This window comes from Devosia sp. MDV22-iso42, from assembly GCF_058629155.1.
In genome coordinates this window covers 482,459-494,776 of the sequence record NZ_JBZVWR010000006.1, presented here as the reverse complement: position 1 = coordinate 494,776, position 12,318 = coordinate 482,459, and the positions used below count along the sequence as shown (strand labels likewise).

The following is a 12,318-nucleotide window of genomic DNA, read 5'->3' as shown; positions in this document are numbered from 1 at the left end:
ATTTTGATCGACTGGTCAAATTTATGACCGAGTGACAGGCGGAGGGCTCCATGGAATTCGGCATTACCTTCAAGGGTTTCATCGAACCCGAACGGGCGCGCTATCTGGTGCGCGCCGCAGAATATGCCGGCTTCAGCTATTGCTGGTTCTATGATTCCCACATTCTCTGGCGCGATTGCTACGCCGCCATTGCCATGTGCATGGAGCACACCACCAGGATGCGCTTCGGCCCGCTGGTGACCAATCCCGACGTGCGCGACTGGTCGGTCGCGGCCTCAATCTTCGGCTCGCTCTCCAAGCAGAGCGGCGGGCGCTTCGATCTGGCCGTCGGCCGCGGCGACAGCTCGATGCGCGTCATGGGCAAGAAGCCGGCGACCCTGGCCCGCGTCGCCGATTTCATCGCCAAGACCCAGGCCATGGTGCGTGGCGAAGAAGTCTCCTACGGCGAAATTCCTGCCCCGGTGAAATTCCCCTGGGCTGTCGGCCATGACATGCCCAGCTGGATTGCCGCCTATGGCCCGCTGGCGCTCAAGACCGCCGGCGAACACGCCGATGGCGTGGTGCTGCAGCTGGCCGATCCGGGCCTCTGCAAATGGTTCACCGACCAGTGCCTCGACGCCGGCAACGCGGCTGGCAAGGACATGTCCGGCTTCCGCGTCATGGCTGCGGCGCCCGCCTATTTCGGCGACAAGGCCCGCGCCATCGAAGCCACCAAGTGGTTCCCGGCCATGGTGGGCAATCACGTGGCCGATATTGTCGAGAAATACGGCGCCGACAGCGACAAGGTGCCGGCAAGCCTGACCAGCTATATCGAGAAACGCCGCGGTTACGATTATTCCAAGCACGGCCAGGCGGATAACCCGTTCCTGGATTTCATCACGCCCGATGTGGTGGAGAATTTCTGCGTGCTGGGCGAGCCTGACGAGCACATCGCCAAGATGCACGCGCTCAAGGCCGCCGGCGTGACCCAGTTCAACATCTATCTCGATAGCGGCGACGAGGAAGAGATCATCGCCGGCTATGGCCGCCACGTGATCCCGGCTTTCCGGTAAGCCTGCGGCTACTTGTTGAGGATCGTCCCGGTCAGCACGTCGATCCGCATGCCATCGAATGCCGGCGTCACATGCGCCGGCGTTGTCGCTTCCACCCGGGCATAGTCCAGGTCGACATGCATGTCGGTCAGCACCGCCTGGCGGGGCGCAAAGCGGCCGATCCAGTCCAGCGTTTCGGCCAGGCTGAGATGGCTCGGATGCGGGGTGATCCGCAGGGCGTCGATGATCCAGAGGTCGAGCCCGGATATGGCGGCATGCGAAGCTGGCGGAAACCCCGACAGGTCACAGCTATAGGCGAACCCGCCCAGGCGAAAGCCCAGCGAGCTGATATTGCCATGCTCCTGCTCGAACACCGAAATGAGCAGCGAGCCGCCGGGCCCGACGATGTCGAGTTGGTCGCCGGCGGCAATCCTGTGGCCATTGAGGATGGGCGGATAGTCGCTGCCCGGCGGGCTCTCGAAGCAATAGCCGAACGCCTCGCGTAGCCGGGTTTCTGTTGCCGCGCCAAAATACACGTCGACGCGCTGCCGATTGTGCAGCGCCAGCACGCGCAGGTCATCAATGCCATGCGTATGATCGGCATGTTCGTGGGTATAGAGCACGGCGTCGACGCGATCGACCTCGGCGTCGAGCAGCTGTTCGCGCAGGTCGACGCCGGTATCGATCAGCACGCGGGTAGGCTGGTCGCTGCCCGCGCTCCAGCCCTCGATCAGCAGCGCGCAGCGGCGGCGCCGGTTGCGCGGCTCGGCCGGATCACAGGCGCCCCAGTCATTGCCGATGCGCGGCACCCCGCCCGACGAGCCACATCCCAGAATGGTGGCGATGATGCGCTGCGCCGCCGGCATGGATCAGGCCAACCCGGTCTTGGCAAAGAGGCGGGCGAAATTGGCTGTGGTCTCGGCGCCCAGCTGCTCGAGGCTGATGCCACGCACTTCAGCCACCTTCTCGGCCGTGTGGCGCACAAAGCTCGGTTCATTGGATTCACCGCGATGCGGGATCGGCGCCAGATAAGGCGCGTCGGTCTCGACCAGGTAACGATCTGCCGGCACGAAACGCGCGACCTCGCGGATCTCTTCGGCATTCTTGAAGGTGATGATGCCCGAAAACGAGATATAACCGCCCAGATCGAGCGCCGTGCGGGCCAGAGCCGGGGTGGCGGTGAAGCAGTGCAGCAGGAATGGAAAGCTCCCCTGCCCGGCTTCTTCGGTCAGGATCGCCGCCATGTCGTCATCACACTTGCGGCTGTGGATAACCAGTGGAAGACCGGTGATCCTTGCGGCCGCGATATGCCGCCGCAACCCGATGGCCTGGGCCTCGCGCGGCGCATTGTCGTAGAAATAATCCAGCCCCGCCTCGCCGATGGCAACGCAACGGGGATGGGCACTTAGGCGGACAAGCTCATCCGTGGTGATATGCAGCTCTTGGTCGGCATGGTGCGGATGCGTGCCCACCGAACACCACACATTGTCGAAGCGCTCGGCAATGGCCGTGTATGTGGAAAACTTTTCCACATGTGTGGATATCGTCACCATCCCGGTCACCCCGGCAGCGGCGGCGCGGGCCATCACCCCGTCGATATCATTGGCCAGCGCCTCGAAATCGAGGTGGCAATGGCTGTCGATCAGCATCTATTCGGCCTTGCGCTCGATGCGGGCAAACACGCCCTGTGGCACCGGCAGTTCGGTGCCGGCCACGAGGCGGTTGGCCGTCTTGGCATCTGCCAGAGTGCGCTCGCCTTCGGGCACCACCAGCTGGTCGAGCAGGCGCGCCGCCGATGCGGGCACGAAGGCCAGCATGGGAATGGTCAGCCGCCGCACCGTATCGGCGGTGACGTAAAGAACGGTGGCCATGCGCTCCGGATCGGTCTTCTTGAGCGCCCAGGGCTCCTGGCCGGCGAAATAGTTATTGGCCGAGCTCAGCGCCGCGATGATGGCGCCACTGGCCTCATGCACCAGCTGCTCGTCCATGGCCTGCTGCGCAGCATCGATGGCCGCGCCCACTTCGGCGATGATCGCCGTGTCGGCCTCGGTCAGGGCACCCAAAGCCGGCACCTTGGCCTCGCAGTTCTTGTTGATCATCGACAGCGAGCGCTGCGCCAGATTGCCCAGATTGTTGGCGAGGTCGGCATTGACCCGGTTGACCAGCTTGTCGCGGCTATAGTCGCCGTCATTGCCGAAGGAGACCTCGCGCAACAGGAAATAGCGCAGCGCATCGGCGCCAAATTCCTCGATCAGCGCAAACGGGTCGATGACATTGCCCAGCGACTTGCTCATCTTCTGGCCGTCGACCGTGAGAAAGCCATGCGCGAAGACGCGATGCGGCACCGCAATGCCGGCGCTCATCAGGAAGGCGGGCCAATAGACGGTGTGGAAGCGGATGATGTCCTTGCCGATGACATGCAGGTCCGCCGGCCAGAATTTGGTGAACAGTTCGGCCGTCTCGTCAGGAAAGCCCAGGCCGGAAATGTAGTTGGTCAGCGCATCGACCCAGACATACATCACATGGCCCGGCGCATCGGGCACCGGAATGCCCCAGTCAAAGGTGGTGCGCGAGATCGACAGATCCTTGAGCCCGCCCTTGACGAAGGAAATCACCTCGTTGCGGCGTTCCTTGGGGGCGATGAAATCGGGATTGGCCTCGTAGAGCGCCAGCAGCTTGTCCTGATAGGCCGAGAGGCGGAAGAAATAGGTCGGCTCCTCCACCCATTCGACCTCGGCGCCTGACGGGGCAAAGCGCTTGCCGTCCTTTTCGCTGAGTTCTTCCTCGTCGAAATAGGCCTCGTCGCGCACCGAGTACCAGCCCTTATAGGTGGACTGGAAGATATCGCCATTGTGGTTGGCTTCCATCTTCTTCCAGATCGCCTGGCTGGACTCGAAATGGCGCTGCTCGGTGGTGCGGATGAAATCATCATTGGAGACGTTGAGCGCGCCGGCCAGCGCCTTGAACTGGGCGGCATTGGCATCGGCCAGTTCGCGCGGCGTCACGCCCTGCGCGGCAGCCGTCTGCACCATCTTGATGCCATGCTCGTCCGTGCCGGTGAGGAAATATACCGCGCGCCCCTCGAGCCGCTTGAAGCGGGCGATCGCGTCCGTCGCAATCATCTCATAGGCGTGGCCGATATGGGGAACGCCATTGGGATAGGAAATCGCGGTCGTGACGTAAAAGGGCTTGTCGGTCATAGGGTCTCGGCGGAAACGGGGATGGTTGTCGATACGTGCTTCCTGATCGCGTCGAAGATGGCGACAAGGGTCTGTTTCATGTCCAGATTGATAGCGTCTGCATCGGCAAAAAGGCTGTGCGCCTTGTCCCATAGCTCGTTGGCCGAGGCAAGACGCATCCGCGCGCCCGGCTGCATGGCGGCACTGCGCGCCTCGTCGGCCATCCAGTCGTCGAGCATTTCGCGGGCAAAGGACAGTTCCGGGCTCTGGCTGTCGGCGCCCAGCACCTCGGCCAGCCTGAGCGCCACCCCGGCCGGGTGATGCCCCGGATCGGCAAGCCAGTTCTGCAGCGCGCCCAGCGCCGAATCCGCTTCCAGCGCCAGGGTCTCGAAGGCGCGGCGCGGCCGGCCGCCGGACAGGGCAATGGCGCGGTCGAGCTCGGCTGGGGCCAGCGCCGTATCGTGCTCGAGCAGGATGGCGCGCACATCGTCTGCCGCGATCGGCCGCAAAGCCAGGTTGTGGCAGCGCGACTTGATGGTGGGCAGCAACTGGCCCGGCCGGTGCGAGACCAGCAGGAAGGTGGTGTCCGCCGGTGGCTCTTCGAGCGTCTTGAGCAGGGCATTGGCCGCGGCGGGGTTGCAGTCGTCAATGCTGTCGATGATGGCGACGCGGTGCCCTGCCCTGCCGCGCGTATGGTGCAGGCTGTCGCGCAGCTGCCGCACATCCTCCACGCGGATGACGGTGTAATAGCCCTTGGCATCCTTGGGCCGGCGGCGCAGCAGGGAAATATTGGGATGCGACAGCGCCGCAACCTGCTCCTCGACCCGGTGCCCATCCTCGTCGCCGGTAGCCGTCAGCATGGCGGCGGCCATCTCGAAGGCAAAGGTGGCCTTGCCGACACCCATCGGCCCATGCAGCAGGATCGCGCCCGGCAGGCGGCGCTCGGCGACCTGGCTGGCAATAGCGGCGCGTGCCGCCTGATGGCCTCGGGCGCGCTGGCGCCGTTCGGGCGTTGTCACCCCGTCAAGAGCATTGGGGTCGATCACGCCTGCGACCCCCGCAGCAGTTCGGGAAAGCGCCGGCTGACTGCGGACCAGATGGCCGCTTCGAGCGTATCCTCGTCCTGGGCGGCGGAAATGACGACACAGCGGCCGGGATTGTCGCGGGCAATGGCGAGGAAACCCTCGCGCAGGCGGATATGCCAGTCGAGCTCCTCCTTTTCGAAGCGGTCGCCGGTGACGGCCAGCCCATCCTCGACGGCCCGGTCGGCCACGCGCTTGAAGGCGGCCACCGGGTCCATGTCGAGCATGATGGTGAGGTCCGGCGTATGGCCGTCCAGGGCCAGGGTTTCGAGCGCATCGATCAGCTTGTCGTCGACGCCGCCGGTCAGCCCCTGATAGGCGCGGGTGGAATCATGGAAGCGGTCGGACAGCACCCAGGTGCCATTGGCCAGGTTGGGGGCGATCAGCTGGTTGACGTGATCGAGCCGCGCGGCGGCGAACAGCACCGCCTCGGCGCCTGCCCCCCAGCTCTCCGAGCGCCCCTGCAGGATGAAGGAGCGGATGGCCTCGGCCTTGGGCGTACCGCCCGGCTCGCGCGTGCGCACGGCCGCAATGTCGTGCCGCTGCAGGTTCTGCAGCAGGCGCTTGACCTGGGTGGATTTGCCGACGCCTTCGCCACCCTCGAAGGTGATGAAGCGGGCATGGGTGGCTTTGGACGCATCGAGCATGGGAGCGTTGTATCCGAGTCCTGGAGCGTTTTCAGCAAAAGTGTCGCCACTTATGCGCTGCGAAAACGCGACAAATCAAAGAGCTAAGGTGCCTGCATCGTTTCGGCAAACGCTGAAACGCCTAGAGCCAGCCCAGGGCCAGCTGCCGCAGCGCGTCCGTGGCCTGGCGGACGATGCCGCCCTTGTCGACGCTCTGGGCAGCATAGAGCGGCGCCACCTGCACCAGGCGATCATCGCAGAACACCTGCAGTTCGGCGACCTGATCTCCCTCCACCACCGGCGGCAGCAGCGGCCCGGTATAGTGCACCTCGGCGCTGAGGCATTTGCGCGAGCCGCGCGGCAGGTAAAGCGCAATCTCGCCGTTACCGATCAGCCCAACACTGCCGCTTTCGCCGCCATAGACATCGGCATAGGCCACCACGGCATTGTCGGCATAGGCCGCCACCCGTTCGAATGCCCTTGCACCCCAGGTGACCAGCTTGCGCCCCTCTTCGGCGCGCTGCGACATGGAGGTGAGGCCATGCACCACGGCGATCAGGCGCCGCCCGCCCTCCGCGGTCGAGATCACCGAGCCGTAGCCGGCCGCCTCGGTGTGACCGGTCTTCAGCCCGTCCACGCCGATGCCCATTTCGATCAGCGAGTTGCGGTTGGGCTGCTTGATGCCGTTCCACTCCATCTCCGGCTCGGAGAAGTAGTGGTAATATTGCGGAAACTCGCCAATCAGATAGCGCCCCAGATCGGCCAGGTCGCGCGCGGTGACATACATGTCCGGGTCCGGTAGCCCGGTCGGATTGGTGAAGTTGGAATCGGTCAGCCCGATCTCCTCGCCCAGCTCGTTCATCATCGCGGCAAAGCTGGCCTCCGAGCCGGCAATGCCTTCGGCCAGGATGATGGCGGCATCATTGCCCGACTGGATGATGACGGAGCGGACAAGGTCTTCGACCGAGATCTTGGAATTGAGTTCGGCAAACATGGTCGAGCCGCCGGACGAAGCGCCGCCGGTGCGCCAGGCGTGTTCGGAGACGAAAAACTCGTCGCTCATCTTGAGCCGGCCGTCAGCCAGCTCGTGGAACACCACCGCAATGGTCATCAGCTTGGCCATGCTGGCCGGTTCCATGGGCAGATCGGCATCCTTCTGGAAGATGACCGTGCCGGTCTCCTGATCCATCAGAATGGCGAACTTGGCCTGGGTGTCGAAGTCCGCCTGGGCCCAGGCCGGAAACGTCAGCGCTACGAGGACTGCCAGAATAGTGCCGAGCCGTTTCACGCGCCGCTTCTCCCCTGTTTGCCGGCACTGCTGCCGGCAAACATGACTAATAGAGAATTATGTCGTTCAGGCCAAGTTGGCGGGCCAGATCGAGCGCATCGACCCGCGACACGCCTGGCTTGAGCTGCGTCAGCGTCAGTCGGGTTGCCGCCTTGCCGTTGACCGTGACCGGTTCCTCGTCGACCGCGCCCAGCAAAGCGAACTCTTCGACCAGCGCAATGGCATTGTCCTGGTTCGAGAACACGCCCAGGCCCAGCTTGATCGAGCGGGCGTCGGCATCCATCGACTGCACCCAGGTATCGAGCGCGGTCGAGCGGGTCGCCATGGCCGTCACCGCCGCATGGGCGCTGCCAATGGCCAGGTCCTGCTCCTCAGGCGTTGTATCGGCATAAGAGAACAGGCTGCCAAAGAAATTGCCGGCCATGTCGACCATGCTGTTGGTGCCGTCATTGGAGGCGTAACGGGTATTGCTGTTGCCTGTGCCGCCGAAATCGGCCGGACCGGAATAGCTGGCCAGCAGCATGCGGGTATCGTCGCCCTCCAGGGGAGCCGGGCCGACATATTCGGCCTGGATCTGGGTATGACCATTGTTCACATAGCCCAGCATTTCGGCAGCGCGATGCGACAGGTCCATGATGCGGCCGGGCATATAGGGGCCGCGGTCATTGACCCGGACCACCACCGAGCGGCCATTGGCCTGGTTGGTGACGCGCACATAGCTGGGCAGCGGCAGCGTCGGATGCGCGCCGGTAATGGCATTGGCCGAGAAGATCTCGCCATTGGCCGTGCGGCGGCCATGGAAATCCGAGCCGTACCAGGACGCGTCGCCGCTGGCGACGTAGTTGGGATCTTCCTTGGGCACATAGACATTGCCGCGCACGGTATAGGGCTTGCCGACCTGATAGCGGCCGCCACCCTTGGGCGGATTGGGATTGTTGGTAACGCGCGGCGACGAGGTGACGCCATATTCCTTGGAGCTGAACGCCGACCGCTTGACCGTGGCACCCAGGCCGCCGCCGCCGCAGGCAGCGATCATCGGGGCGATCAGGGCCGCCAGGGCGACGAAATTAAGGGCACGGCGCCATGGTGTCGTCACGATACTCATACTCATACGCTTACCTAACTGCGACTGCCGATTGTAACGCATTGGCCGGCCGACGCCCGCTAAGAACAGATTTCTGGTTTAGAGGAGGTTAAGGCGAACAGATTGTTATCGCCGCCCGTGGCATTTGGATCGAATGCGCGCCATTTTCCAGCCAGGCACCCTGGATTGGGCAAAGCTTGCGCCCGAGCGGATATAAAGATATCTTTATGTCAATTGAGATGACTGATGAACCGAGGTGAATGGCGATGAGCCTTTCCGAGCAGCTGCCCGCTATCCCTGACTGGACCGAAGTGCGCGCCGCGCTGGCTGAGGCCGCGCAGGAGCGTATCCTGATCCTCGACGGCGCCATGGGCACCATGCTGCAGCGGCTGAAATTCACCGAGGAGAATTTCCGCGGTACCCGCTTCAAGGACTGGACGCTGCCGCTGCAGGGCAACAATGACCTGCTGGTGCTGACCGAGCCGCAGGCCGTCGAGGACATACATTTCGAATATTACATGGCCGGCGCCGACATTGCCGAGACCAATACCTTTTCGGCAACCTCGGTCGCCCAGGCCGACTATGGCTGCGAAGGCGACGTCTATGACATCAATTTCCAGGGCGTGGTCGTGGCCCGCCGCGCCGCCTTACGGGCGCAGGCGGCAGACGGCCGCCGGCGCTTCGTCGCCGGGGCGCTGGGGCCGACCAACAAGACCTCGTCCATGTCGACGGACGTCAACAGTCCGGGTCACCGCGCCATCACCTTTGACGAGCTGGTCATCGCCTATGGCGAGGCCATTCGCGGCCTGGTCGATGCCGGCGCCGACCTGCTGCTGTTCGAGACCATCACCGACACGCTCAACACCAAGGCCGGCATCTTTGCCGCCCAGCGGCTCTTTGAGGATCGTGGAATCGATGTGCCGATCATGATTTCGGGCACCATCACCGATCTCAGCGGTCGCACCCTGTCGGGCCAGACGCCGACGGCCTTCTGGTATTCGCTGCGCCACGGCAAGCCCTTCACCATCGGCCTCAACTGCGCCCTGGGCGCCGACCTGATGCGCGAACACATTGCCGAGCTCTCATCGGTCGCCGATACGCTGATCTGCGCCTATCCCAATGCCGGCCTGCCCAACGAGTTCGGCGGCTATGACGAGACGCCCGAGCTGATGGCCAGCCAGCTCGAGCAGTTCGCCAGCGAAGGCCTGCTCAATATCGTGGGCGGCTGCTGCGGCTCGACACCCGACCACATCCGCGCCATCGCCCAGACGGTCAGCAAATATGCCCCGCGCGTCGTGCCGGAGATCGAGCGCAAGCTGCGCCTGTCCGGGCTCGAAGCCTTTACGCTGACGGCGGAAATCCCCTTCGTCAACATCGGCGAGCGCACCAATGTCACCGGCTCGGCCCGCTTCCGCAAGCTGATCACCGCGGGCGATTACCATGCCGCGCTCGACGTGGCGCGCGACCAGGTGGCCAACGGGGCCCAGATCATCGACATCAACATGGATGAGGGCCTGATCGACAGCCAGCAGGTGATGATCGACTATCTCAACCTGCTCGCCGCCGAGCCCGATATCGCCAAGGTGCCGTTGATGATCGACTCGTCCAAGTGGGACGTGATCGAGGCGGGCCTGAAATGCGTGCAGGGCAAGGCGCTGGTCAATTCCATCTCCATGAAGGAGGGCGAGGAGTCCTTCCTCAAATATGCCCGCCTGGTGCGCGCCTATGGCGCCGCCGTCGTGGTCATGGCCTTTGACGAGCAGGGCCAGGCCGATACGCTCGAGCGCAAGGTGGCGATCTGCAGCCGCGCCTACAAGCTCCTCACCGAAGAAGTCGGCTTTCCGCCCGAAGACATTGTTTTCGATCCCAATGTGTTCGCCGTGGCCACCGGCATTGAGGAACACAATGGTTACGGGGTTGCCTTCATCGAGGCGACCAAGATCATCACCGACACCCTGCCCCACGTCCATGTTTCGGGCGGCATCTCCAATCTCAGCTTCTCGTTCCGCGGCAATGAGCCGGTGCGCGAGGCCATGCATGCGGTGTTTTTGTACTATGCCATCCAGAACGGCATGGACATGGGCATCGTCAATGCCGGCCAGCTCGCGGTCTATGAGAGCATCGACCCTGAATTGCGCGACGCCTGCGAGGACGTGATCCTCAACCGGCGCGACGACAGCACCGATCGCCTGCTCGAGATCGCCGAGCGCTATCGCGGCACGGCCGGCAAGGAAGCCGCCGCCAAGGACCTGAGCTGGCGCGAAAAGTCCGTCGAGGACCGCATCGCCCATGCTCTGGTCAACGGCATTACCGAATATATCGACGCCGATACCGACGAGGCGCGCCTCAAGGCGGCGCGGCCGCTGCATGTCATCGAGGGCCCGCTGATGGCTGGCATGAGCATTGTCGGCGACCTCTTCGGTTCGGGCAAGATGTTCCTGCCGCAGGTGGTCAAATCCGCCCGGGTGATGAAGCAGGCCGTGGCGCTGCTGCTGCCCTATATGGAAGCCGAGAAGAATGCCGACGGCAATGCCACCGGCCGCCAGAGCGCCGGCAAGGTGCTGATGGCCACGGTCAAGGGCGACGTGCACGATATCGGCAAGAACATCGTCGGCGTGGTCCTCTCCTGCAATAACTACGAGATCATCGACCTCGGCGTCATGGTGCCGACGGCCAAGATCCTGCAGACCGCGCGGGAACAGAATGTCGACATCATCGGCCTCTCCGGCCTGATCACGCCCTCGCTGGACGAAATGGTGCATGTGGCCGCCGAGATGGAGCGCGAAGGCTTCGACATTCCGCTGCTGATCGGCGGGGCGACCACCAGTCGCGTGCATACGGCCGTCAAGATCCATCCGCGCTACGAGCGCGGCCAGACCGTCTATGTCAACGACGCCAGCCGCGCCGTCGGCGTGGTGGGCAATCTGCTGTCCGCCGATACCAAGGTCAGCTTCATCGCCGACATCAAGGCCGAATATGCCAAGGCCGCCAATGCCCATCTGCGCGCCGAAGAGGACAAGAAGCGCCTGCCGCTGACCACGGCGCGCGCCAATGCCTTCAAGGCGGACTGGAACGCCTATGCGCCGCCCAAGCCGAGCTTTACTGGCACCAAAGTGTTCGAGGATTTCGACCTGGCCGCTCTGGCCGAGTATATCGACTGGACGCCCTTCTTCCAGACCTGGGAGCTCAAGGGTCGCTACCCGGCCATTCTCGAGGACGAACGCCAGGGCGAGGCGGCGCGCCAGCTCTTCGGCGATGCCCAGGCCATGCTCAAACTGATCATCGACGAAAGCTGGTTCAAGCCGCGCGCCGTGGTCGGCTTCTGGCCGGCCAATGCCAGTGGCGACGACATCAGGCTCTATACCGACGAGGGCCGCCAGGAAGAACTGGCAACCCTCTTCACCCTGCGCCAGCAGCTGAGCAAGCGCGACGGCAAGCCGAACATGGCGCTGAGCGATTTCGTCGCGCCCGTCGAAAGCGGCGTGGCCGATTATCTCGGCGCCTTTGTGGTGACAGCCGGCCTCGAAGAGGTGGCCATCGCCGAACGTTTCGAAAAGCAGAATGACGACTACTCGTCCATCCTGGTCAAGGCGCTGGCCGACCGCTTCGCCGAGGCCCTGGCCGAGATGATGCATGCCCGGGTACGCCGCGAGTTCTGGGGCTATGCCAGTGACGAGACGCAGAGCCCGGCCGAGCTGTCGCTCGAAACCTATCGCGGCATCCGCCCGGCCCCCGGCTATCCGGCCCAGCCCGACCATACGGAAAAGACCACCCTGTTCCGCCTGCTCGATGCCGAGAAGAATGCCGGGGTAACCCTGACCGAGAGCTTTGCCATGTGGCCCGGCTCTTCGGTCTCGGGCTTCTATTATGCCCATCCCGAAGCCTATTATTTCGGCGTGGCCAAGGTGGAGCGCGACCAGGTGCTCGACTATGCCGGGCGCAAGGGCATGAGCGTGGCCGAAGTGGAACGCTGGCTCGGGCCGATCCTGAACTACATTCCCGGTCCCGCCATCGCGGCGGCGGAGTGA

9 protein-coding genes are annotated in these 12,318 nt (G+C 63.9%); 2 read left to right on the top strand and 7 right to left on the bottom strand.

What is annotated here, in order from left to right; translation table 11 throughout:
- Positions 1 to 50: 50 nt before the first annotated feature.
- A complete protein-coding gene (locus tag AC4NN3_RS04060; RefSeq protein WP_491925824.1) occupies positions 51 to 1,052 on the top strand; it encodes a TIGR03842 family LLM class F420-dependent oxidoreductase in 1,002 nt (333 codons plus the stop codon).
- A gap of 8 nt (positions 1,053 to 1,060) precedes the next feature.
- On the opposite strand, the gene AC4NN3_RS04055 is transcribed toward AC4NN3_RS04060, so the two are convergent.
- From AC4NN3_RS04055 to AC4NN3_RS04025, 7 genes are all read right to left on the bottom strand, one after another.
- Positions 1,061 to 1,897 (bottom strand): MBL fold metallo-hydrolase, encoded by an 837-nt coding sequence (locus tag AC4NN3_RS04055; RefSeq protein ID WP_491925823.1) that lies wholly within the window; start codon positions 1,895 to 1,897, stop codon positions 1,061 to 1,063.
- A gap of 3 nt (positions 1,898 to 1,900) precedes the next feature.
- Positions 1,901 to 2,680, bottom strand: a complete 780-nt coding sequence (locus AC4NN3_RS04050) for a TatD family hydrolase (protein ID WP_491925822.1) — start codon at positions 2,678 to 2,680, stop codon at positions 1,901 to 1,903.
- Positions 2,681 to 4,231 carry a methionine--tRNA ligase gene (gene metG, locus AC4NN3_RS04045; RefSeq protein WP_491925821.1) on the bottom strand — a complete coding sequence of 517 codons (1,551 nt, stop codon included), beginning with the start codon at positions 4,229 to 4,231 and terminating at the stop codon, positions 2,681 to 2,683. It lies immediately after the preceding gene.
- The gene (locus AC4NN3_RS04040; protein WP_491925820.1) at positions 4,228 to 5,256 is read right to left on the bottom strand and encodes a DNA polymerase III delta subunit-related protein; all 1,029 of its coding nucleotides are present in this window, start codon (positions 5,254 to 5,256) and stop codon (positions 4,228 to 4,230) included. Before AC4NN3_RS04040 ends, metG begins: the two co-directional genes overlap by 4 nt.
- Positions 5,253 to 5,939 (bottom strand): dTMP kinase, encoded by a 687-nt coding sequence (gene tmk / locus AC4NN3_RS04035; protein WP_491925819.1) that lies wholly within the window; start codon positions 5,937 to 5,939, stop codon positions 5,253 to 5,255. The genes AC4NN3_RS04040 and tmk overlap by 4 nt, the downstream gene beginning before the upstream one ends.
- Positions 5,940 to 6,060: 121 nt before the next feature.
- Positions 6,061 to 7,206 carry a D-alanyl-D-alanine carboxypeptidase family protein gene (locus AC4NN3_RS04030; RefSeq protein WP_491925818.1) on the bottom strand — a complete coding sequence of 382 codons (1,146 nt, stop codon included), beginning with the start codon at positions 7,204 to 7,206 and terminating at the stop codon, positions 6,061 to 6,063.
- Between the two features lie 46 nt (positions 7,207 to 7,252).
- Positions 7,253 to 8,317 carry a septal ring lytic transglycosylase RlpA family protein gene (locus AC4NN3_RS04025; RefSeq protein ID WP_491925817.1) on the bottom strand — a complete coding sequence of 355 codons (1,065 nt, stop codon included), beginning with the start codon at positions 8,315 to 8,317 and terminating at the stop codon, positions 7,253 to 7,255.
- Between the two features lie 239 nt (positions 8,318 to 8,556).
- Between AC4NN3_RS04025 and metH the strand changes: the two genes are divergently transcribed.
- Positions 8,557 to 12,318, top strand: a complete 3,762-nt coding sequence (metH, locus tag AC4NN3_RS04020) for a methionine synthase (protein WP_491925816.1) — start codon at positions 8,557 to 8,559, stop codon at positions 12,316 to 12,318.

What these genes read in the sequence shown, in the direction of transcription:
- AC4NN3_RS04060 (WP_491925824.1), top strand. Translation starts at nt 51, where the DNA reads ATGGAATTCGGCATTACCTTCAAGGGTTTCATCGAACCCGAACGGGCG.
- AC4NN3_RS04055 (WP_491925823.1), bottom strand. Translation starts at nt 1,897, where the DNA reads ATGCCGGCGGCGCAGCGCATCATCGCCACCATTCTGGGATGTGGCTCG.
- AC4NN3_RS04050 (WP_491925822.1), bottom strand. Translation starts at nt 2,680, where the DNA reads ATGCTGATCGACAGCCATTGCCACCTCGATTTCGAGGCGCTGGCCAAT.
- metG (WP_491925821.1), bottom strand. Translation starts at nt 4,231, where the DNA reads ATGACCGACAAGCCCTTTTACGTCACGACCGCGATTTCCTATCCCAAT.
- tmk (WP_491925819.1), bottom strand. Translation starts at nt 5,939, where the DNA reads ATGCTCGATGCGTCCAAAGCCACCCATGCCCGCTTCATCACCTTCGAG.
- AC4NN3_RS04025 (WP_491925817.1), bottom strand. Translation starts at nt 8,317, where the DNA reads ATGAGTATGAGTATCGTGACGACACCATGGCGCCGTGCCCTTAATTTC.
- metH (WP_491925816.1), top strand. Translation starts at nt 8,557, where the DNA reads ATGAGCCTTTCCGAGCAGCTGCCCGCTATCCCTGACTGGACCGAAGTG.